Genomic DNA, 22,173 nt, shown 5'->3' on the forward strand with positions numbered 1-22,173 from the left:
CAAAAAATAACTTGCCATTCTAACACTTCTTGACTAATGGACCTTATAGTCTGAAACTATAAGAAAAAGCCCTTATCGAGCTTTTATGCCTATTTATACTGGGTAAATTTGTCATGCTTTCTTTTTAACTTTTGGAGCCGGTAAGACTTCATACATCTCCTTGATTAGTCTCGCTAGAAATGACTTATCTTCAAGTTCTTCTAGTAAAATCATCTCCTTAGCTCCTTCATAAGGACGTTCAAACCTAGTCTGTCCCAGTTGATCCAAGACCACCTTCACAGGCTTCAGTAACAAACGATTATCATAGATTCCTCCAATAATCTTCCCACGATAATAAAGGATATACTCTCCCATCATTGGACGATAACTCATCTCCTCTAGCTCTGATAGCTGTTCGAGAATAAAATCTAAATATTCTTTACTGGAAGCCATGATGCCTACTCCATTTCTTCTAAAAGTAAGGTCTTACAAAACCTTACTCAAAAATTCCTTGGTCCGTTGTTCTTTTGTTTGATCGAAAATCTCTTCTGGTGTTCCATCTTCGACAACAACCCCATCTGCCATAAAGATGACACGGTCTGCTACCTCACGCGCAAAGCCCATTTCATGAGTCACAATCACCATAGTCATCCCTGATTTAGCAAGGTCTTGCATAACAGCTAGAACCTCACCAACCATCTCAGGGTCTAGGGCTGAAGTCGGCTCATCAAAGAGCAAAACATCCGGTTCCATAGCAAGTCCACGTGCAATGGCAATCCGTTGTTGCTGACCACCTGATAAACTCTGTGGATAGGCCGTTGCCTTATCTGGCAAGCCAACTTTTTCTAACAGTTCCTGTGCTCTTTTCTCCGCAACTTCCTTGCTTTCACCTTTGGTTTTAATTGGTGACAAAGTGATATTTTCCATCACTGTCATATTGGGAAAGAGGTTGAATTGTTGGAATACCATACCCATCTTTTCACGCATAGCAAAAAGGTCATTTTTCTTATCTGTGATATCAACTCCTTCAAAGATAACCTTACCTTTACTTGCTTCTTCAAGGAGATTCATCGAACGAAGGAGAGTTGATTTCCCGCTACCTGACGGACCGATAATGACCACAACTTCTCCTCGTTTAATCTCAAGGTTGATGCCTTTTAAAACTTCATTTTTCCCAAAAGACTTATGTAGTTCTTCAATTTTAATCAAGGTTTCTGTCATTATTTCTTGTCTCCTTGTCCAATATGTTTTTCAAATGCTTTCAACGCCACTGTCAAAACAGAGGTCATAATCAAATAGTAAAAGGCTGCAAATAAAAGAGGAGTCAACGGTAAATAAGTTGTTGTTGCTACTGTCGTTGCACCATTCCACAACTCCATCACCCCAATCGCAGACAAGAGGGAACTATCCTTGATAATGGTGATAAATTCATTTCCTAGAGCTGGAAGAATATTTTTGATAGCTTGTGGCAAAATGACATAACGCATGGCATTTTTCGGACGAATACCTAAAGAATATGCGGCCTCTAACTGCCCTTTAGGAACCGCATTGATCCCCGCACGAACAGTTTCTGAAACGTAAGCTCCACTGTTCATAGAAATAATCAGAATGCCAGGAATCAAACGAGAAAGATCAACTCCCAAAATTCCCACTTGAATAGTCGGAGCATTGATATGCATAAGAGCAAAGGCAATCATTATTTGAACCATCATTGGAGTACCACGGAAGATCCAAACATACACATTTGCAAACCAAACGAGCGGTTTAAAGCGTGAACGTTGGGCAAAGGCCAGTAACACACCTATAATGGTCCCTAAGCAGACAACAAGGATGGAAATCAATACGGTAATCAGAGCACCATAGTTAAAATATGGTAAATACTTTGGTAAAAAAGAAAAATTCATATTCAATCAACTTTCTATGTATTAGATTGTATGATTATAACATGAATTGAATTAAAATGCAATCCTTTTTCCCTAATTTTAACAATTAACTTGATAGAATAGAGAAATAGAGAGAAATCACAGTTTTTTTCTAGTCAACTACCTCTTGTTTATGGTAAAATAGAAACGATAAGAAATGGAGGAGAATCAAAATGGAATCACATTTGGTTAGAATCATTAACCGCCTAGAAGCAATGACAAAAGATGGTGGAAATCTAAAACGTAATTTTGAACGTGAAGGTGTTGTTGTCGCAGAGGTTGCATACAGCCACGACGAAGAAAACGGATCACTCTTCACCCTTCGCGATGTAGAAGCTCGTGAAACTTATACCTTTGATAGCATTGATTTGATTGCAATGGAGATCTACGAACTCCTTTACTAATATAAAAACAACGGGCAGTAAGGCCCGATGAATGAGAATCCTTTTTGTCACCGCAAATGGGATTTTTTCTTACCTTCAATGTCGCTTGATTCTCCATAAATTCTTCTTTTAAAAACGACCATTTCCCAATCTTTTTACTTGCTTTACACCTTAATCATGCTATAATGAGAGTATAAAACTTTGACTATTCTTGACCTTTTTCTTAGACCAAGAATAAGAATGAAATGAGGTAGATGTATGCTCTGTCAAAACTGTAAAATTAACGACTCAACAATTCATCTGTATACCAATATCAATGGACAGCAAAAGCAAATTGATCTTTGTCAAAATTGCTATAAAATTATCAAAACAGATCCAAATAATACCCTCTTTAAAGGAATGACTGACTTAAATAATCATGACTTTGATCCTTTCGGCGACTTTTTCAATGATTTGAACAATTTCAAACCTTCTTCTAATAACGTCCCTCCAACTCAATCTGGTGGGGCATACGGAGGAAACGGTGGTTATGGACCTCAAAACCGAGGCCCGCTTCAAACACCTCCTAGCCAAGAAAAAGGACTCCTAGAGGAATATGGTATCAATATTACTGAGATTGCTCGTCGGGGAGATATTGACCCCGTTATAGGTCGAGATGAGGAGATTATCCGCGTTATCGAAATCCTCAACCGTCGAACCAAGAACAACCCTGTCCTTATCGGAGAACCAGGTGTTGGTAAAACAGCCGTTGTTGAAGGTCTAGCTCAGAAGATTGTCGATGGCGATGTTCCCCATAAACTTCAAGGCAAGCAGGTCATCCGTCTGGATGTGGTCAGTCTAGTCCAAGGAACAGGGATTCGAGGCCAATTTGAAGAACGTATGCAAAAGCTCATGGAAGAAATTCGCAAACGTGAGGACATCATCCTCTTTATCGACGAAATCCATGAAATTGTTGGTGCAGGATCTGCTGGCGATGGCAATATGGATGCAGGAAATATCCTCAAACCTGCTCTTGCCCGTGGTGAATTGCAAATGGTCGGAGCCACTACTCTCAATGAATACCGCATCATTGAAAAAGATGCTGCCCTCGAGCGCCGTATGCAGCCTGTCAAGGTAGATGAACCAACTGTCGAAGAAACCATTATCATCCTCAAAGGGGTTCAAAAGAAATACGAAGACTACCATCACGTCAAGTATACTGATGCTGCTATCGAAGCTGCTGCAAATCTTTCCAACCGCTATATCCAAGACCGCTTCTTGCCAGACAAGGCTATTGACCTGTTGGACGAAGCTGGTTCTAAGATGAATCTGACTCTGAACTTTGTTGATCCTAAAGTGATTGATCAGCGTTTAATTGAAGCTGAAAATCTCAAAGCTCAGGCTACTCGAGAGGAAGATTTTGAAAAGGCTGCTTATTTCCGCGATCAGATTGCCAAGTACAAAGAAATGCAAAAGAACAAGGTGACAGATCAGGATACTCCAATCATCAGCGAGAAAACAATCGAACATATCATTGAGCAGAAAACCAATATCCCTGTTGGAGAACTCAAAGAAAAAGAACAGTCTCAATTGATCCATCTAGCAGACGACCTCAAGGCCCATGTCATTGGTCAAGATGAAGCTGTCGATAAGATTGCCAAAGCCATCCGTCGTAATCGTGTTGGACTTGGAACTCCTAACCGGCCAATCGGAAGCTTCCTCTTTGTCGGACCAACTGGTGTCGGTAAGACAGAACTCTCTAAACAACTAGCCATTGAACTCTTTGGTTCTGCTGACAGCATGATTCGCTTTGATATGAGTGAATATATGGAAAAACACAGTGTGGCTAAATTAGTCGGTGCCCCTCCAGGCTATGTAGGCTATGACGAAGCTGGTCAACTGACTGAAAAAGTTCGTCGCAATCCTTACTCACTCATACTTCTTGATGAGGTCGAGAAAGCCCACCCAGATGTGATGCACATGTTCCTTCAAGTCTTGGACGATGGTCGTTTGACAGATGGGCAAGGACGCACAGTTAGCTTTAAGGATGCAATCATTATCATGACTTCAAATGCGGGTACCGGTAAGGCCGAAGCCAGCGTTGGTTTTGGGGCAGCTCGCGAAGGACGTACCAACTCTGTTCTCGGTGAACTCGGCAACTTCTTTAGTCCAGAGTTTATGAACCGTTTTGACGGCATCATCGAATTTAAACCTCTCAGCAAGGACAACCTTCTCCAAATCGTCGAACTCATGTTAGCGGATGTCAACAAACGCCTCTCTAGCAACAATATCCACCTCGATGTGACAGACAAGGTCAAGGAAAAGTTGGTTGACTTAGGTTATGATCCAAAAATGGGGGCACGCCCACTCCGCCGTACCATTCAAGACCATATCGAGGATGCCATCACTGATTTCTACCTTGAAAATCCAAGTGAGAAAGCCCTCAAGGCAGTCATGACAAGCAATGGCAATATTCAAATCAAATCTGCCAAAAAGACTGAAAAAACAGAAGAAATTGCTTCTGAAAAAGAAGAATAAAACGATCTAACAGGTGCAGGAAGTCTAACGTTTGATATTGAGAGCTATATTAAGAGAAAAGGCAAAGTTAAGCTTAATAAAAATACAATAATTACAAGATTGTAATATTTTCTGTTTGACATGGGTATATTTGGTATAATAAAAGTCATATTAGAGATAGAGGAGATGTATGTGTGAATTTTGATTTTAAGATTGTGGATTTTTTTAAATTGCCTACTAAAATTATGTGTGCTATTAGCATAGCTACTGGACTTGTTTTATTTTTGCCAGATAGTTTCATTCAAAAAATGTATATGATTGATTTTAGAAATAAATATGGATTTACAATAGGTTTGATCTTTTTGATTTCTATTTCTATTGTTACAATAACAATTGTAGTATCACTATATAAGTATTTTAGTAATAAATATTTTTGGAAAAAATTTAAGGATACTGCAAAAGAAAGATTGTTGAAATTAGAAGATTATCAAAAGACCATAGTTTATGTTTTATATAAAGAAGATAATCATACTGAAGAATTACCTATACACGATGGGGCTGTAAGATGGCTTAAACAAAATATGGTGATAACAGAAACAACAAATCAGTACATGGTTTCTGATTTAAATAATGCAGTTTTTCCATTTATGTTAAATCCCTGGGTAGTAGAAGCTATGCAAAATGACGAAGAACTAGTAAATGAATTTTCAAAAGCATATAAAAAAACGGGAAGCAAATACAATAAAATGATCTCCAATAGATATTAAAATAATTGCAATAAAGCCGACGATAGAAAGAAAAAATCTATCGTCTTTTTTAATCCCTATTTTCAATTTATATTGCGATCAATAAATAGGAAAAACTCGCAGAGAAGCTAACTAGTATTTCAAATGCCTCTCACTAATATATACACGACAAAATGCTAGTTCCCTTAAATATGAAAGGAGAAAAGATGATAAGGATAAGAAGCCCTACCTAAAAGACAACTAAATATACAAATACTTGGCGATTGGAATTAACTTTTCAGTCGCTTTTTTAATTGGAGGATAAAATGAACAAAGAATGATTAATATCAATGACAATCTGATAAAAGAACCTACTTTTGGAACTTTTACAAGAGGGGGTGAAGAGGTTCAAGTTGTAAATTTTACTCTTTCGAAAGGATATGGAGAAGGTAGAGAATGTATCAACTGTGCAGCCTATGGCAATAAATCTGAAGTGGCTAATGAATTTTCAGAAGGTGATTTCATTCATGTATATGGTTACTTTAACAAACGAACTAAAAAAGAAAGAAGAAAACGAGGAGGAACAAATAATGGATTTTTTCGTACAAGCAGTTAACAATTTCTGCACCTTTTTTACTAAAATAACTGTAAATTCTTGACAGCTAGCCCCTCGTCCATTATGATAATAATAAAGATACTATAGAATGAGGAAAATGCAATGGCAAACCCAACTTTTGGTGAAAAAAAAGAAAATGTGACCTACTTGCCTCGCTACGGCGTTTACGCAGTTATTCCTGACGCAGAAAAAAAGCAAATCGTTCTAGTTCAAGCTCCCAATGGTGCTTGGTTCTTGCCAGGTGGAGAGATTGAAGAGGGAGAAGACCATCAAGAGGCGCTGAAGAGAGAACTCATCGAAGAACTAGGCTTTACTGCTGAAATCGGAAGCTATTTCGGACAAGCTGATGAGTATTTCTACTCTCGCCACCGTGATACCTACTACTACAATCCAGCTTATCTCTATGAAGCTATTTCTTTCCAAGAAGTACAAAAACCATTGGAAGATTTTAATCATATTGCTTGGTTTCCTATTGATGAGGCAATTGAAAAACTCAAACGTGGTAGCCATAAATGGGGAATAGAAGCTTGGAAAATCCAGCATGGAATTGACTAAAATACACGATTTTATCCAAAAAGTGCTATAATAGAGTTAGAAAATCGGAGGAACTGTTATGAAGCTTATCAATACGACAAACTCACACTCGCAACTTGTTAAAAGCCAATTAGAAAGCACAGACGCAACTCTTGTCGAGGTCTATTCTGCTGGAAACACAGATGTAGTTTTCACACAAGCCCCGCTTCACTATGAAATCCTCATTTCCAACAAACACCGTGCTATTCGTGAACCTGAAATCGAAACCATTCAAGACTTCTTCTTGAAACGTAAAATCGACAAAGGAAGCATTGATGAAGCCAATATCAAGACGCTTTATTCAGATAAATTGATTGAGATTTCAATCCCCATAAAATAAGAAAGCCAGCCAAAAGCTGGTTTTCTTTTGCAAAAAAGATTGGTAGTTCACAGCTACCAATCTTTTAATTTTATTTCACAGCTTCTTTTAATGCATCTACCTTATCCAGACGTTCCCATGGAAGGTCAATATCTGTACGTCCCATGTGTCCATAAGCCGCTGTTTGACGATAAATTGGGCGTTTGAGATCCAGCATTTGGATAATTCCTGCAGGGCGAAGGTCAAAGATTTGACGCGCTGCTTTTTCAAGCTTGCTTTCAGCTACTGTTCCTGTACCAAAAGTATCGATACGAACAGAAACAGGTTGCGCCACCCCGATAGCATATGCCAATTGAACTTCAGCCTTCTTAGCCAGTCCCGCTGCAACGATATTTTTAGCAATATAACGAGCTGCATAAGAGGCTGAGCGGTCAACCTTCGTCGCATCCTTACCAGAGAAGGCACCACCACCGTGACGAGAGTAGCCACCATAAGTATCCACGATGATCTTACGACCAGTCAAACCTGAGTCTCCTTGAGGTCCTCCGATAACAAAACGACCAGTTGGATTGATGAAGAATTTGGTTTGCTCATCCAAGTAAGATGCTGGAATAACTTCCTTGATAACCTTGCTAATCACATCATTGTGAATTTGTTCATTGCTAACTTCTGGGTCGTGCTGAGTTGAAATAACGACTGTATCCACACGTACTGGACGATCATTTTCATCATACTCAACCGTAACTTGTGATTTAGCATCTGGACGGAGATAGCTGATTTCACCAGACTTACGAAGTTCTGCCAAACGACGAACCAACTTGTGGCTAAGTGAGATTGGTAAAGGCATGAGTTCTTCTGTCTCATCCACCGCAAATCCAAACATAAGACCTTGGTCACCAGCACCAATCAAGTCCAGTGGATCTTGATCTGCATTTCCACGAACTTCCAAGGCTTCGTTAACACCTTGGGCGATATCTGGTGACTGCTCAACAAGTGACGGATGAACTCCCACCGTCTCCGCAGAAAAACCATACTCTGTATTGGTATAACCAATCTCTGCAATGGTATCACGAACCACTCGGTTAATATCTACATAAGCATGTGTAGAAATTTCACCAAAAACATGGACCGAACCTGTGTATACAGCTGTCTCGGCAGCAACGTGCGCATCTGGATCCTTTGCTAAAATAGCATCCAAAATCGCATCTGAAATTTGGTCTGCAATCTTATCCGGATGCCCCTCAGATACAGATTCAGACGTGAATAATTTACGTTCTGACATAAAAATGTCCCCCCTTAAAAAATATTGTTATAGAGTTACAAAGTACTGATAGGAAAACTACTAGTAATGAATACCTACCATCTTATCGGGACTATATAACCTTATCATTATACCACTTTTTACTTTTTTTTGCAGTATTTTCTCTAAATCAAAAAAAGAACCTTACGGCTCTTTTCTCGGCATAATAATTTGGCTTGTACTCCATAATACAGAAATTATACCTACGCTAATCTGCATACTTTGTTTACAAACTACCTATTTTTTTATCACAATGTTCTTACAAACAATCTTCCAGTTAGGCTTACTGTTCCTTAGACTTTCTATTGCTTACAGTTAAGCCAAGTCCAGCCATTAGGAGGCCAAGTCCTACAATACCATAGTTCGCTGTATCATTACTTCCTGTATCAGGGAGTTTCGCCACTTCTTTTTTATAAGCTGTAGCTACTGAAACTGTGGTAGTTGGAGTCGCACTTCCTGTCTGAGCAACAGGTAGTGTTGTACGACGTTCTAGGTAAAATTGGTAATTATCTTTCGTTATCTTGTAATTGTGTCCTTCAGTCACAGTTTCAACAATCCATGTAGTTGCATCCTTAGTTAAAGAATCAGCCAAGTTACGATCAATATTCATTAATCGACCTTCAGATGCAAAATCTTTATAGCTAATATCGGTCCCTGTCGAAGTTGCAACAATTCTTTCGATTTTTGCGGCTTTCAAAGACGCAAGAGTATTCGCCATCGTTGGAATTGAAGGATCCTCCTTCATTGGAGCATCTGTCAACAATACGACAAACTTTTTATTTTTAGGTGACTTAGACCAGTCGTAGGTTGAAACAATTTGTGTAAGAGTAGGTGTAGATGTTTCAGGGAAGTCTCCACCATGTGCAAGCTTAATGCCTGCTAAGGCTTTTTCAAGCTCAGCTGGGTCAGAGGTAAAATAAGATTCATTAAATTTTGTTAAAATTGTACCCTCATCTGCTAATCCACCTATACGTCCATATACTTCATCACTAAAGGTAGCTAATCCAAAACGTGCTGCTACTCCATCTTTAGCAAGATTTCTTGCAAACTCATTGATATTGTTACGGACAGTGTCAATAGTTCGAGACATAGATGCTGAACGGTCAACAACAAAAACGATATCGGCAGAGTTAGATTTTGAAATCGTTCTTGTCGCTTTCTTGATTTCGACTGTAGTTGTTTTATCAACACGTTCATATTGGGTATAAGAATTTCCATCTTCATCTTTCCCACTCACTGTACTCTCAGTTGTTTCAGTCTTTGGAGCAGGAAGTTCTTCACTTTTTACAGGTGCCACTTCTGTCTTTGTGACTTCAACTGTTGCAGTTTCTTCATGAATCTTTTGATCACCTTCTTGGCGTTCTTTCACGTCAATAGGTGAAACCTTCTTAGAAACATCAACAAGTTCTCCAGGTTTTGCATCTGATTGGTTAACGACTGGTTTCGCCTCATCAGCTTTAATTTCTGCTACAGCAGCTTCGACTGCCGATTTATTTGCTTCGGTTTTCTTTACTGTTTCAGCTGAAGTAGATGCCGGTTGTGTTGTTTCATCTGCAGACACTTGTCCGACCTGAGCAAAAGCAAACAAAATTGCTACAGAAGCCAACCCAACTTTCATTTTACGGAATGAAAAACGTTGTTGTTTCATAAATGATTTATCCATAGAAGTCCCCTTTTCTTTTCACGGATCAAATGATATAATCCGATTGTTTTATAGTATGATAACACAATTTTGTATAGTTTTCAATTTTTTTCCTTATGATTTCAATAAAATATTGCTCTAAAAAAGGTTTTAAAGCAATTACTGTTTTATAAATCAAATTATTTAAAATATATAATTATTATTTTCTTTGAATAGTTCAGAAAATAAAAACTCAGTAGAATCAGGTGATTCTACTGAGTTTTTAAAATGTTTGACGTTTTGCTTTACGCTCTGCACGCCCACGTGCGCGATTTTCAGCACGCTTGGTTTTGCGGCGTTTTTCATCCACCGCCCATTGAATCTTCTTCTTATAGCCAGGTTTGACTTTTTTCTTTTTCTTTTTAACCAAGCCAATCATTTCAATATCAAGCTTATCCTGCTTCTTTTCACGATTAGCACGACGATCACGGTCATAGGTATCTTGAAACTCTCCGTCTTTGACCATCTTAGGAGTAAACTTGATCCCTAATTTCTCCAACTCACGGATATCCGAGTCATCACTAGGCTGGTAAAGGGTAATAGCTGTACCAGGCAGTCCGTTGCGCCCAGTTCGTCCAACACGGTGAACAAAGAAGGACAAGTCTTGCGGAATGGCATCATTGATAACATGGCTGACCCCTTCAATGTCAATTCCACGCGCTGCCAAGTCTGTTGCAACAATGTACTCAAAATCCAGATTTTTCACCTGATTCATGATCCGTTTGCGTTCACGAGGAGCAATATCTCCATGAATCTTAGCTACCTTCAATCCTTGAGCAGTCAAGTAGGCATGTAACTCATCAGCACGCGTTTTTGTGTTAACAAAAATCATTGCTAAATAAGGCTGCATCAACTGAGTCAACTGATAAATTTGAGCGTTTTTGTCACGGCCCTTGGTCGAAATCAACCAATTATCGATCGTATCTGAGATAACTGTTTTAGTCTTGATTTTTTCCATAACAGGATTTGACAAGTATTTCTTCAAGAACGGTTGCAATTTTTGAGGAATCGTCGCTGAAAAAACCATGAATTGCAAGTCTTTTGGAAGGCTTCCTGCAATCTTATCAACAGTTTCCAAGAATCCCATATCCAAGGTCATATCGGCTTCATCAACTACAAAGGTCTTGGCCTTGTGAATAGCCAAATCACCAGATTTGACCAAGTCATAGATGCGACCTGGCGTTCCGATAACAATATGTGGTTGGTTACTGGCAAGTTTTTCAATCTGACGCGCCTTATCCGTACCACCTACATAATTAACCACACGAACTTCGACATCTGAGTGAGCTGCAATCTGACGAGCTGCTTGGTAAATTTGAGTAGCCAACTCACGACTTGGTGCAGTAATGACTGCTTGCACACTATCGCTAGTTTCATCTAATTGCTGGAAAATGGGTAATAAGAAAGTATGAGTCTTTCCTGAACCTGTTTTTGACTCGCCCACCAAGTCACGACCCGCCAAGACAATAGGAATCAACTTTTCCTGAACTTCGGTAGGAGTCGTAAACTTCAACTCCTCCAAGGCTTCTACTATATAATTTTTAAATTGAAATTTCTTAAATGACATACTATCCTCGATTCTATCCTTTCAATTATACCATATTTTGTCCTATTGCAGTAGCCCCATTTGAGTCTCAGTCCTGTAGTAAAGATTCAAATAGATTAAAAAGTTGGAACTCTCTGGTTCCAACCTCTTTCATTATTTCCAGGTCAATACAGCATTCAAACCATAGTGATCACTGACTTGTGGACTATTTTGGCCATCGAAAACTACTTGTAAACTCTCTACTTCTAATTCCTTGGTCGTAAAGACGTAGTCGATTCGTAGTGGCTCAGTATTGCCTTTCCAACCATCAATTTCTGGTGGAACGGTGTAGCTACCACTTCTTTCTTTCGCAACTTCAAACGCGTCTTGTAATCCTAATGGGCTAGCTAAAATCGCTTGATAGCCTTCCTGACCAGCTGGATTATTAAAATCACCCGCTAAAATCAGAGGTTTGTTCAACTCTTTTAGTACAGCCTCAAATCGTGCCCATTCTTCTTGGAAACCTTTACCCCACCAAGAGAGATGAACACTTGCAAGAGCAAGTTCCTTGCCTTCAACCTCTGTCTCAGCCAAGGCAACGCGACGAGTATGGTAGTCCGTTGGATCATCTACATCTGATACTAAAATCTCACGCGCCTTGATAGGTGTTTTGGATAAGATAGCTACACCTTCATGGTAGCGGTCATAGCCAATATGATTGTAAGCCCAAGTCCAGTAGTAGTTTTTCCCTTTCTCAGCCAATTTTTCAACCAGAAGTCGGACATAGTGGTCCTGATGAATGGGTTCTGCTGATGGTAAAGCTTGATAGTGATTGTTAACCTCTCCCTCAGGCGAAGTCATTTCTTGATTGATTTCTTGGAAACAAATCAAATCATAATCCTTATCAAGAATGTCTTGGAGTAAGATTTGGAATTTTTCCTCTGCTTCCTTCTCCATCCAACTGTGGGTATTGAGTGTTAGAAATTTCATGCTTTTCTCCTAAAACAAGAGGTTGGAAAACAGCTTCCAACCCCAAGTATATTACAATTCTACTTTAGCAACTGCTGTTTTAGCTGCAAGAGAACCTGTTTGTTCTAATTTAACTGATTTGAGGACATCACCATTTGTGAAGACAACCACTGTTGATGTTTTGCGTCCTGCTTCTCGAATAGCATCCAAGTCAGCTGTGACAAGAAGATCACCAGCAGCCACTTTTTGTCCTTCAGAAACATGAACTGTAAATGGTTTTCCTTCAAGACTTACTGTATCTAAACCAATATGAACAAGTACTTCAAGACCTGAGTCAGTGACAAGACCAAGAGCGTGTTTTGTTGGGAAGATACTTGATACAGTACCAGTAACTGGAGATACAATGTTGCCATTTGCTGGCTCTACTGCAAATCCATCACCCATCATTTTTTGAGCAAAAACTGGATCTTCCACTTGTTCCAAAGCAACAACTTGACCGTCAGCTACTGAGAAAACTTCCTCAGTTACACCTTTGAAATGGACAGTATTTTGTTGAGTTTCTGTCATTTGACTTGGAAGAGTTTCAGGAATTACTTCCCCTGAGTCAAGGATATCTTGGATATCAGATTTCAATACATCAGCTTTTGGTCCGTAGATAGCTTGGACTCCTTGTCCTTTCATGACAAGACCCATAGCTCCTTCTGCTTTCCATTGTTCCTCAGTACCAACGCGATCTGCATCTTTAACAGTTACACGAAGACGAGTCATACATGCATCCACATCTACGATATTTGCACGACCACCAAGAAGGTTAATAATATTTACGGCTTGAGAAGCTGCTGCAACTTTTGGAGTTCCAGGAGTTGCTTCTTCTGATGCTCCTTCAGCTGTTTCGTAGTTTCCGTTACGTCCTGGAGTTGCGTAGTTGAATTTCTTGATCATGAAGTTAGCAATGAAGTACATGATAACCGCAAAGAGAACAGTTACCCAGATAAAGTTAACGATATCCATACCAATACCAGCATTAATTGCCAGTGGTGTACGAGTCAAAAATTCAATTGAACCGAATGAGTGGACACGAAGGTGAACAATATCTGCCATAGCAAAGGCAGCACCTTGAACTACTGCATAAACAAGGTAAAGCGGTGTTGCGATGAACATGAACATATACTCGATTGGTTCAGTAACACCTGTCAAGAATGTTGCAAGAGCTGTCGCAATCATCATACCTTTATATTGATGTTTCTTATCAGCATCGACATTACGGTAGATAGCCACGATCACACCCATCAAGATACCGAATGAACCGATCATTTGTCCAACTTTGAAACGAGCTGGGTGAACAGTATCTAACAATTGTTGGTAGTGACTTGCATCTGTACCTTTAAGGTTAACAAGGTCTGTTACCCATGCAAGCCATAGTGGGTCTTGACCAAATACTTGAGTACCTTTAGCTGCACCAGTTAAAATATCATAAGTACCACCAAGAGCTGTGTAGTTCATTGGGATTGTCAACATGTGGTGAAGACCGAATGGCAAGAGCAAACGTTCCAAAGTACCATACAAGAATGGTGCAAGGACTGGAGCAGTTTCTTGTGAGTTGGCAATCCAGATACCAAAGCTATTGATACCTGTTTGAACTACTGGCCAGAAAGCAGCAAGTAGAATTGCAGCGATTGCTGAACGAAGAATAACAACAAACGGTACAAAACGTTTCCCGTTGAAGAATGAAAGGGCATCAGGAAGTTTACGGTAGTTGTAGTATTTGTTATAGGCAGTTGCCCCTACAAAACCTGAGATAATCCCTACGAAAACCCCCATGTTAAGCGCTGGTGCCTCAAGAACACTGATAAAGTAGTCAGCAACCTTGATTGAACCACCAAAGAAGGTAGTAACCATTGCTTCAGGGTTTTTCAACATATCACCTGTAACACCGAAGATAGTACCTGTAATACGGTTAATCAAGATAAAGGCAAGTCCGGCTGCAAATGCACCACCTGCACGTTCTTTTGCCCAGCTTCCCCCAATAGCAAGGGCAAACAAGATATGAAGGTTACCGATAACCCCCCAACCAATTTGCTCAAGGATTCCACCTGTAATCACTAGAGGAGCAAGGTTTGGGTCGATCATCACGATTGATTTACCGATTGAGATCATCAATCCCGCCGCTGGCATAACGGCGATAACCACCATTAAAGCCTTACCGAATTTTTGCCAAAATTCGAAAGACAAGACATTTTTGAATGTAGCTTTCATCATTCAAATCTCCTTTATTTTATTTAGGCAAACGTTTTACGAAAACGTTTGCATTTGGTTATGTATTAATTATACCACTTTTATTTTTTTTGTAAAGGCTTTTATAAAAAAATTGTCTATTTTTTTTAATTTTTAAAAAGGAAAAAGAGAAGTTTACGAAAACTTCTCTTTTAAAAATGTATTATTTTTCTGATTTGTTCTGCAAGTTGCATTTAAATCCAACTAGATCTTCAAGAATCGACGCATCGAAATCCCCGAACCAATTGAACCAATGAAAATTCCGATTATAAATAATAGAACTGTCATCAGAGGAATAAACACATCTGGTGTAATCATTGACAAGTTTTGACCTACCAAGGATTTATTGACCGATTGATAGGCCATATTGTAAATAAAGAAAACAAGAACAGAAGGAATCGCTGCACCAAGCAAGCCAATAAAAGCACCTTCTAGCAAGAATGGACCACGGATATAGCCATTTCTCGCTCCTACCAGACGCATGATCTGAATCTCACGACTACGTGAAATAATGGTGATACGAATGGTATTGGAAATGAGGAAGACTGCGATAAAAATCAAGAGCCCTGCAATAACCAATCCCCAAACACGGATAAAGGAAGCCAATTCAAAAAGTCGTTGAGTGTTGGCTCCACCATCTTGAACCTCTGATACTCCCTCAATTTTCTTAGCTTCTTCAGCTACAGTTTTAACATCACTCGGAGAATTTGTATCGACGATATAAGCATCATAGAGAGGGTTTGCATCCCCTTCAAAGACCTTCCAATCGTCACCCATTGTTTCCGTTAGTTTTTCGTACTGTTCTTCTTTACTTGAGAAGGTAACACTCTTAACAGCAGGCATAGCTTTCAAAGCATCATAGACCTTGTGGTAGTCATTATTGGTAACTGTCTGACCTTCTTTTTCAATCGTTTCACTGTTATCAGCTACATCCTTACGAATGTAAACCATGACCCGAACGTTGTTTTCAATATCGGTAGCCAGTTTTGCTGTATTAAAAATTACAGATGCAAACAGGGCAACGAGTGTTAAGGTAATCATAACCGAACTCACTGCTGCTACTGTCATCCAGCCATTTCGTTTTAAACTTTTTAATGATTCAAATAAATGGCGAAAAAATCTACTAATCATCGTATCCATATTCTCCTTTAGCTTCGTCACGAACGACACGGCCATTTTCAATGGCAATGACACGGTGGCGCAAGGTATTTACAATCTGGCTATTGTGGGTTGCCATCAAGACAGTAGTACCTTGGAGATTGATGCGTTCCAACAGATTCATAATTTCCCATGAATTATCTGGGTCCAAGTTTCCTGTTGGCTCATCGGCAATCAATACCTTAGGATTGTTGACAATCGCGCGAGCAATCGCAATCCGTTGCTGCTCTCCACCTGAGAGTTCATTAGGGAAAGAGCGAACCTTATGTTTCAAACCAACCAGGTCCAACACTTCCATAACACGTTTTTTGATGTTGCGACGGCTCTCACCGATTACTTCCATTGCATAGGCAATATTCTCATAAACAGTCTTCTTAGGCAAGAGTTTGTAATCCTGAAAGACTACCCCGACACTACGACGTAGCAGTGGGACATCTTTCTTCTTAATTTTAACTAAATTAAAGCCTGCAACTGTTAGGCTTCCTTTTTCGATCTTTACTTCTCGGTATAAAGCTCGAATAAAGGTTGACTTACCTGCCCCAGAAGGTCCTACGATATAGGCAAACTCTCCTGGTTCAATGGTAACAGATACACCACGCAGGGCAGTCGTTCCATTGTCATACTTTTTGACAACATCTCTCATTTCAATGATTGACATATGAGTTCCTTTCTATCTTAGCTGATTCGCCACTTGAGGTAGGCATCGATAAAACCATCAAGGTCTCCATCCATCACCTTATCTACCTGAGCAACTTCAAAGCTTGTACGGTGATCTTTTACCATAGTATAAGGCGTGAAAACATATGAACGGATTTGGCTTCCCCATGTGATTTCCTTTTTCTCACCTTTAAGGGAATCAACTTCCGCAGCTTTCTTTTCTTGCTCCATTTGATAGAGCTTAGCCTGCAACATCTTCATGGCACGATCTCTATTTCCATACTGGGTACGATCGACCGTTGATTGGACGACAGTTCCCGTAGGAATGTGTGTCAAACGCACACCTGTTGAAACCTTATTGACGTTCTGTCCACCAGCACCACCTGAACGGAAAGTATCCATTTTGATATCATCTTCACGAATCTCCACTTCGATGGTATCATCCAACTCAGGCATAACCTCTACGGATGTAAAGGAAGTATGGCGGCGTTTGGCAGAGTCAAATGGCGAAATACGGACTAAACGGTGAACACCCATTTCTGATTTAAGTAGGCCGTATGCATTGGGTCCTTCAAAAGACAAGGTCACAGACTTGATACCTGCTTCATCACCAGCCTGGTAATCCAAGACTTCTACTTTAAAGCCTTTGGCATTTCCATAACGAGTATACATACGAAGCAACATATCGCCCCAGTCCTGTGCCTCAGTACCACCAGATCCTGGATGGATTTCCAAGATTGCATTATTATGGTCATAAGGTTCTGACAAGAGAAGGGTCATCTCGTAGCTGGTCATCATCTTATCCAGTTCTGTCAACTGTTCGACCAGTTCATCATGGACTGACTCGTCTTCTGCTAAAAAGTCCAATAAAATCTCAACTTCATCCTGCAACTCTTCCATTTTACGGAAGGTGTTGTAGGTGTTTTTTAATTCATTTAATTCTTGCGACGTTTTTTGGGCCGCGATATTATCGTTCCAAAAATCAGGTTCTGTCATCTTGTTTTCCAAGATGGCAATCTCTTCCTCTAAACCTTCGAGGTCAAAGAGACCCCCTAAAGGAAGCTAATTTTTCACGATTTGCGTCAATTTTTTGACGAATTTCTGAAATGTCCATAGATACTCCTTTTCATATCGTTTTATTATACCATAATCTCTCATTTCTTTCCATATTTTGCTTTTCACCGCTTTTGATGGCAGAAGAAAAGAGGCTCTAAAGCCTCTTGTTTAAAGGACTTTAGCAGAGGTATGAGTAATCTCCTCCACTTGAATTCCTTCTTTTTCAAACTTTTCCTTTAATGAAGTCAAATCGATTTTTCCATCAATTTGAACTTCGATGACGACCTTGCCATCCTTACGTGGGATGTTAACAGTATGGGAAATATTTAAATCCTCTTCTACAATTAGAGCTACAATTTTTCCCAGTACTCCGACTTCATTTTCTGTAATGAAACGAACGCGAATTCCCTCTTCTCCGTATCCAGCGATTTCTAAGAAAGCCTGAAAAACATCACGATCTGTAATGACACCGTAGACCTGATGATTGTCTACGACTGGTAATATCCCAATTTTATTTTTTAGCATCAGGTAGGTCGCATCTTCTAGACTAGCATAGCCAGAAACCGTCACGACATCTCGAATCATTACATCTTTTACTTTGGTTTTATTCAGAAGATAATTCATCTCATAGATAGAGAGACTGGTTGCTTTAGATGGGCTGGCTTCCGCAATGGTTCCTTCTGTTACCAATCCGACTAATTGATCGTTTTCGATAACAGGTAAACGGTGCAAACCTTGCTCGCGCATCAAATCTGCTGCGTGTGCTACAGTCGTATCTGGACTGATATAAACTACCTTACGGGTCATGAAATCTTTAACTGCCATGAGACTTCTCCTTCTATATTGCTACTTTTATTATACACTTTCTTAGAAAATCTATCAAACGCTTTCATCTCTTTTTCAAGATTTTGAATAATCTGAGAAGTTTGCATAAAATGCCAGTGTAAGTTAAAAGGGAACCGAAGTCCCCTTTCTTCTTAAATCGTAATAGTGTCTCGATCTTTTATCATATAACGTTTCAGAGGGCTAAGACTAGCTAGCCAGTATAGTAAACCACCGAATAGCGCAGTAAATCCGCTACCAGTTGTGATTAAAAAGATTGGACTTTGAATTTGTGCAGTTACAGGATTGTAGACAAAAAGTACCGCTACCAATAAGGAGATAAATACGCAAGACAAGCCAACTAAGTTAAATCCTTTAGTAAATTCGTAGGCGTCATGCCCTTCAAGGAAATAGGCTGAACGCAAGTCGAGTTTTCGTTTTCTTAAGATAAAATAGTCGACAACAATCATACCAATAATTGGCCCCTGAATATAGGCGGCTAGGGAGATGAAGGATCCGAAATACTCTTCTACTCCTCCCCAGATAGTGAGTAGACTCACATAAACCATGGCAATCCAAACCATTAGTTTATAGCTTACTTTTGGCATCCCGCTTTTGACAATCATACAGTTCACGTACGATCCAGTCCCCTGGGTTCCAATATTGGCAAAGGCTACTAGTAGTAGACTTAAGAGAGCAAAGGCTGGGGTGCTTAGAGTTGATAGCATAGTTGTTGGATCACTTTCATAAACACCTGTTTTGACAAACATGGCTAGAGCCATGACTCCACCAGTCGCAACGAAGAATGGAGCCACAACTCCGTATGATAAGGCTGTAGCCCAATAACCACTGCGTTCTGATTTTGCTAAACGTGGTAAAACCAATGCCTGTGTAGACCAAGAGAAAGCAAAGGCAACATTTCCTTCTCCAGAGAGCATGAAGCGTTCTAATGGCGTCAAATCTCCTTGGGTGGCTGGTTGGATGTTCATAATATCCGTTATAGGAACGGCGACAAAGCAGATTCCAACGATGATGAGACCGACAATCAATAAGGCGATAACCAAGAAGCGATTGGTCCATTTAATCACTTCCGGGCCTCCAAGAGCAATGAGAGTCCCAAGAAGAACACAGAGGGTACCAAGAATAGGTGCCCATATTCCCTTGTCCAAACCAAGACCAAAATTATTTGCCAAATGAATCATGGAACTGGCAAAAAGATTGGCCGCAACAGCATACCATCCAAAGTTAGCCAAGCTAATAATGGTTGATAACAAGGCTACACCTCTTTTTCCCAGAACAGCTCTCAACCAAATCCACAAATCAATTCCATACTTAACTGCAAACAAAATAGGGAGACATTCAATAAAGACCCAGATAATGTTAAAGCTAAAAATATTTACCAACATTTGATTAAAGGTCAAATATTGAGCTACATAAGCCCCTTGGGTATAACACCAAGTAGCAATGGCAAAACCACTTGTCGATAGAAAGAGATCCCAGAAAGAATACTGACGATCCTTATTGGTCATGGGAACAATTCCTGTTATGGTTTCTTGTTGGATATAGTCATTCATTTTAGACATGTTATTGAATTCCTCCCGTCATTGCTAAGATAATCAAAACAAGGTTGATTAGGACTATGGAGATGATTAAAATGAAATCACTTTTTAGGAAGGGTTGAACAAACTCGTAGTTTGGTGACTCCATTTCTTCCAATCTTCTCTTTGTTTCAGCTGCTACTAATTCTTCAATTTCGGATGTCGTTTTCATCTTAGTTTTCCTCCAAATACAAGTCAAGGGCCAGTTGTCCATATTGTTTGGTATAGCGATACCAGATGTAAAGAAATTCACCAACTGGTTTTCCGACACTCTCCTGGAACAAAGCCCACAAGAACCAGTAATATGAGGTCACTGCTACATAAGCCAAATAGTGACGTTTGGTTTTCTTATCTGGTACTTCTTGTAGATACAGTTCCAGTACTTTTTCAGCATCCTCTACGGTATAATTGGAACACGCGATAAAGGTGCCCAAATCTCCTGCTGGATCTCCCATTCCAGAATATTCCCAATCAATCAAGCTCATTTCGCCTGCTTCATTTAACAAAAAATTAGGACTATAGGAATCTCCATGACAAAGGACAACCTGTTTCGAATCATTCTGTAAATTGTTTTTGAGAATTGAGACAGTTTTATCCAATTCCTCGAGACCATCAAACTCAAATCGATTTCTAGCCTTCAATTTTTCTCTAAAATCATCAATCCCTTCAAATTGGTCAAAGGAATGTCCCGTTTTTTCTCCAGATTGGTGTAACCGTCTCAAGAGGTCCATTGCTTGTGCCACATCATCCCAATTATCATAATCCAGTTGCTTAGCATTAGGAATAAATTCTGAAATTTTCCAGCCCTCATCCTTGTTCATAGCTACAAAGGTACGGTCAATCTTTAATTTTGCAGCAATTTCCATAGAAGCTGCTTCACTAGCTCGGTCGATATAATTTTCTGTTCCCCTACCCGGATGACGGTAAACATATCTTTTCCCTAGACAGTCAAATGAAAATGATGTGTTGGTTAATCCATCTTTTAGTGGTTTGATATTGACAATATCTGAAGCCACACACTTTAATGTCTTACAGATATTATCAATAATGGCCGAATCTGCATTTACCAAATAACGTTCATCAAATTGACGTAGTTCATCTAGTGAATCAAATTCTTTAACAATATCCGCTGAATAGTGGCGCGCTTCTAAAAGGAGTTCTTTGACATGGCGACCATAGTAATCCTCCCAAAGCTGTTCCCGATAAGGTTCGTGTTTAAACTCGGTTTCTAAAACTTCCTTGAATTTCTCGCTGAATGCGCGGTCGAAATAAACGTGTCCCACCATGGCCCAAGTATTTTCTCCACCAATCTGGATATCAATAATCGTGTGATTCGAATCCTCTATAGCACAATATTCGTCCGTTTGACCTTCTGCAAATATCGTCGAGTAGTAACCTCTATAAATATATTGCTCAAAAGGATTTTCCACAAAATAATTATCTGATGAACAAATATACGTGTTGGAAAGTTGATCTTTAACCAACATAAGAGACGAACAGTTATTGTATTTGTAGTAATCATTATTCACTACAATTTTTACACCAAACTTCTCTGCAAGATAGAACATTTTTTCTTGAAGATAGCCTACAATAACGGTTATATCTTCTATTCCTGCTTCTTGCAGCTGTCTGATTTCCCTCTCTATCAAGCGTTCACCCTTGACTTGAAGTAATCCTTTGGGAATCTCATAAGACAAAGGAGCAAAACGACTACTCATGCCAGCAGCCATTATAATGGCATTTTTTACTCGATAGGGTTCTAAAACTTTCTGGCCTAGTTCAGTTAAGTGAAGTTCCTCATCAACCCACTTCTCTTCTTTCAGTTTTTTCAATAATGTGTTAACTGTCCCTAAAGATAGGTCTAACTCTTCAGCTAACTGTCTCTGAGTAAAGGTCTTTTCTTTATGTATCAACATAAAACGCAAAAGTTTAAATTGTTTTTCTGTTAGCATTCTTAGTCCTCCTGTTCAATTTTTTCTTACTCATATTATAATATGAACAAAAAGGACTGTCAATTCAAATAGGGAAACAATGAGTAAAAATTAAGGCCTTCTTCCCTTTCCTCAAAAACATATAAATAAAAGAGCTCCTTATTCTGGAGCCCTGAAATATTTTATATT

General features: G+C 39.4%; 21 protein-coding genes. 6 read left to right on the forward strand and 15 right to left on the reverse strand.

The features are described from left to right. Nucleotides 1-111 precede the first annotated feature (111 nt). From V470_06555 to V470_06565, 3 genes are read right to left on the reverse strand one after another with little or no spacing between them, the layout of a single operon-like run. Nucleotides 112-432: a transcriptional regulator gene (locus V470_06555; GenBank protein AHZ48079.1), complete on the reverse strand. Its 321-nt coding sequence runs from the start codon at nucleotides 430-432 to the stop codon at nucleotides 112-114. A 33-nt stretch (nucleotides 433-465) separates the two neighbouring features. Then, entirely contained in the window at nucleotides 466-1,200 is a 735-nt protein-coding gene (gene glnQ / locus V470_06560) for a glutamine ABC transporter ATP-binding protein (GenBank protein AHZ48080.2), read from the reverse strand. Beyond that, nucleotides 1,200-1,883 (reverse strand): glutamine ABC transporter permease, encoded by a 684-nt coding sequence (locus tag V470_06565; protein AHZ48081.1) that lies wholly within the window; start codon nucleotides 1,881-1,883, stop codon nucleotides 1,200-1,202. The genes glnQ and V470_06565 overlap by 1 nt, the downstream gene beginning before the upstream one ends. Before the next feature lie 191 nt (nucleotides 1,884-2,074). Between V470_06565 and V470_06570 the strand changes: the two genes are divergently transcribed. The 6 genes from V470_06570 to V470_06595 all read left to right on the forward strand — a co-directional run bounded on the left by V470_06570 (nucleotide 2,075) and on the right by V470_06595 (nucleotide 7,034). After that, on the forward strand, nucleotides 2,075-2,305 hold the full coding sequence (locus V470_06570; GenBank protein AHZ48082.1) for a hypothetical protein: 231 nt from the start codon (nucleotides 2,075-2,077) through the stop codon (nucleotides 2,303-2,305). A gap of 237 nt (nucleotides 2,306-2,542) precedes the next feature. Then, a complete protein-coding gene (locus tag V470_06575; protein ID AHZ48083.1) occupies nucleotides 2,543-4,801 on the forward strand; it encodes a Clp protease ClpX in 2,259 nt (752 codons plus the stop codon). 224 nt (nucleotides 4,802-5,025) lie between these two features. Further along, nucleotides 5,026-5,547: a membrane protein gene (locus tag V470_06580; GenBank protein AHZ48084.2), complete on the forward strand. Its 522-nt coding sequence runs from the start codon at nucleotides 5,026-5,028 to the stop codon at nucleotides 5,545-5,547. Nucleotides 5,548-5,842: 295 nt separating this feature from the next. Further along, nucleotides 5,843-6,121: a single-stranded DNA-binding protein gene (locus V470_06585; protein AHZ48085.1), complete on the forward strand. Its 279-nt coding sequence runs from the start codon at nucleotides 5,843-5,845 to the stop codon at nucleotides 6,119-6,121. Nucleotides 6,122-6,223: 102 nt separating this feature from the next. Beyond that, a complete protein-coding gene (locus V470_06590) occupies nucleotides 6,224-6,676 on the forward strand; it encodes an NUDIX hydrolase (protein ID AHZ48086.1) in 453 nt (150 codons plus the stop codon). 58 nt (nucleotides 6,677-6,734) lie between these two features. After that, a complete protein-coding gene (locus V470_06595; protein ID AHZ48087.1) occupies nucleotides 6,735-7,034 on the forward strand; it encodes a ribose 5-phosphate isomerase in 300 nt (99 codons plus the stop codon). Nucleotides 7,035-7,104: 70 nt separating this feature from the next. Here V470_06595 and V470_06600 read toward each other — a convergent pair whose 3' ends face one another. The 12 genes from V470_06600 to V470_06665 all read right to left on the reverse strand — a co-directional run bounded on the left by V470_06600 (nucleotide 7,105) and on the right by V470_06665 (nucleotide 22,005). Then, nucleotides 7,105-8,295 (reverse strand): S-adenosylmethionine synthetase, encoded by a 1,191-nt coding sequence (locus V470_06600; GenBank protein ID AHZ48088.1) that lies wholly within the window; start codon nucleotides 8,293-8,295, stop codon nucleotides 7,105-7,107. Nucleotides 8,296-8,596: 301 nt separating this feature from the next. After that, nucleotides 8,597-9,976 carry a peptidoglycan-binding protein gene (locus V470_06605; protein AHZ48089.1) on the reverse strand — a complete coding sequence of 460 codons (1,380 nt, stop codon included), beginning with the start codon at nucleotides 9,974-9,976 and terminating at the stop codon, nucleotides 8,597-8,599. A 241-nt stretch (nucleotides 9,977-10,217) separates the two neighbouring features. After that, nucleotides 10,218-11,561 carry a DEAD/DEAH box helicase gene (locus tag V470_06610; GenBank protein ID AHZ48090.1) on the reverse strand — a complete coding sequence of 448 codons (1,344 nt, stop codon included), beginning with the start codon at nucleotides 11,559-11,561 and terminating at the stop codon, nucleotides 10,218-10,220. A gap of 132 nt (nucleotides 11,562-11,693) precedes the next feature. Next, nucleotides 11,694-12,509, reverse strand: a complete 816-nt coding sequence (locus V470_06615) for a hydrolase (protein ID AHZ48091.1) — start codon at nucleotides 12,507-12,509, stop codon at nucleotides 11,694-11,696. 51 nt (nucleotides 12,510-12,560) lie between these two features. Beyond that, complete coding sequence (locus tag V470_06620) at nucleotides 12,561-14,744, reverse strand: PTS system glucose/maltose-specific transporter subunit IIBCA (protein ID AHZ48092.1); 2,184 nt, start codon at nucleotides 14,742-14,744, stop codon at nucleotides 12,561-12,563. Nucleotides 14,745-14,966: 222 nt separating this feature from the next. Then, on the reverse strand, nucleotides 14,967-15,893 hold the full coding sequence (locus V470_06625; protein AHZ48093.1) for a cell division protein FtsX: 927 nt from the start codon (nucleotides 15,891-15,893) through the stop codon (nucleotides 14,967-14,969). Continuing rightward, on the reverse strand, nucleotides 15,886-16,578 hold the full coding sequence (locus V470_06630; protein AHZ48094.1) for a cell division protein FtsE: 693 nt from the start codon (nucleotides 16,576-16,578) through the stop codon (nucleotides 15,886-15,888). Before V470_06630 ends, V470_06625 begins: the two co-directional genes overlap by 8 nt. Before the next feature lie 17 nt (nucleotides 16,579-16,595). Then, nucleotides 16,596-17,573: a peptide chain release factor 2 gene (locus V470_06635; GenBank protein AHZ48095.1), complete on the reverse strand. Its 978-nt coding sequence runs from the start codon at nucleotides 17,571-17,573 to the stop codon at nucleotides 16,596-16,598. Between the two features lie 228 nt (nucleotides 17,574-17,801). After that, entirely contained in the window at nucleotides 17,802-18,458 is a 657-nt protein-coding gene (locus tag V470_06645) for an acetoin utilization protein (protein AHZ48097.1), read from the reverse strand. 152 nt (nucleotides 18,459-18,610) lie between these two features. Then, nucleotides 18,611-20,038 (reverse strand): permease, encoded by a 1,428-nt coding sequence (locus V470_06655; GenBank protein AHZ48098.1) that lies wholly within the window; start codon nucleotides 20,036-20,038, stop codon nucleotides 18,611-18,613. 1 nt (nucleotide 20,039) lies between these two features. Beyond that, nucleotides 20,040-20,225: a hypothetical protein gene (locus tag V470_06660; protein AHZ48099.1), complete on the reverse strand. Its 186-nt coding sequence runs from the start codon at nucleotides 20,223-20,225 to the stop codon at nucleotides 20,040-20,042. Nucleotide 20,226: 1 nt separating this feature from the next. After that, nucleotides 20,227-22,005, reverse strand: coding sequence for a choline kinase (locus V470_06665; protein AHZ48100.1), 1,779 nt, complete (start codon nucleotides 22,003-22,005; stop codon nucleotides 20,227-20,229). Nucleotides 22,006-22,173 lie beyond the last annotated feature (168 nt).

The sequence above is a fragment of the Streptococcus sp. VT 162 genome (genome assembly GCA_000688775.2).
Taxonomy (GTDB): domain Bacteria; phylum Bacillota; class Bacilli; order Lactobacillales; family Streptococcaceae; genus Streptococcus.

Coding starts and splice junctions, on each gene's coding strand:
- V470_06565 (AHZ48081.1), bottom strand. CDS start 1,883: ATGAATTTTTCTTTTTTACCAAAGTATTTACCATATTTTAACTATGGT.
- V470_06655 (AHZ48098.1), bottom strand. CDS start 20,038: ATGTCTAAAATGAATGACTATATCCAACAAGAAACCATAACAGGAATT.
- V470_06630 (AHZ48094.1), bottom strand. CDS start 16,578: ATGTCAATCATTGAAATGAGAGATGTTGTCAAAAAGTATGACAATGGA.
- V470_06595 (AHZ48087.1), top strand. CDS start 6,735: ATGAAGCTTATCAATACGACAAACTCACACTCGCAACTTGTTAAAAGC.
- V470_06615 (AHZ48091.1), bottom strand. CDS start 12,509: ATGAAATTTCTAACACTCAATACCCACAGTTGGATGGAGAAGGAAGCA.
- V470_06605 (AHZ48089.1), bottom strand. CDS start 9,976: ATGGATAAATCATTTATGAAACAACAACGTTTTTCATTCCGTAAAATG.
- V470_06610 (AHZ48090.1), bottom strand. CDS start 11,561: ATGTCATTTAAGAAATTTCAATTTAAAAATTATATAGTAGAAGCCTTG.
- V470_06645 (AHZ48097.1), bottom strand. CDS start 18,458: ATGGCAGTTAAAGATTTCATGACCCGTAAGGTAGTTTATATCAGTCCA.
- V470_06660 (AHZ48099.1), bottom strand. CDS start 20,225: ATGAAAACGACATCCGAAATTGAAGAATTAGTAGCAGCTGAAACAAAG.
- V470_06570 (AHZ48082.1), top strand. CDS start 2,075: ATGGAATCACATTTGGTTAGAATCATTAACCGCCTAGAAGCAATGACA.
- V470_06625 (AHZ48093.1), bottom strand. CDS start 15,893: ATGATTAGTAGATTTTTTCGCCATTTATTTGAATCATTAAAAAGTTTA.
- V470_06555 (AHZ48079.1), bottom strand. CDS start 432: ATGGCTTCCAGTAAAGAATATTTAGATTTTATTCTCGAACAGCTATCA.
- V470_06600 (AHZ48088.1), bottom strand. CDS start 8,295: ATGTCAGAACGTAAATTATTCACGTCTGAATCTGTATCTGAGGGGCAT.
- V470_06585 (AHZ48085.1), top strand. CDS start 5,843: ATGATTAATATCAATGACAATCTGATAAAAGAACCTACTTTTGGAACT.
- V470_06590 (AHZ48086.1), top strand. CDS start 6,224: ATGGCAAACCCAACTTTTGGTGAAAAAAAAGAAAATGTGACCTACTTG.
- V470_06575 (AHZ48083.1), top strand. CDS start 2,543: ATGCTCTGTCAAAACTGTAAAATTAACGACTCAACAATTCATCTGTAT.
- V470_06580 (AHZ48084.2), top strand. CDS start 5,026: ATGTGTGCTATTAGCATAGCTACTGGACTTGTTTTATTTTTGCCAGAT.
- glnQ (AHZ48080.2), bottom strand. CDS start 1,200: ATGACAGAAACCTTGATTAAAATTGAAGAACTACATAAGTCTTTTGGG.
- V470_06665 (AHZ48100.1), bottom strand. CDS start 22,005: ATGCTAACAGAAAAACAATTTAAACTTTTGCGTTTTATGTTGATACAT.
- V470_06635 (AHZ48095.1), bottom strand. CDS start 17,573: ATGACAGAACCTGATTTTTGGAACGATAATATCGCGGCCCAAAAAACG.
- V470_06620 (AHZ48092.1), bottom strand. CDS start 14,744: ATGAAAGCTACATTCAAAAATGTCTTGTCTTTCGAATTTTGGCAAAAA.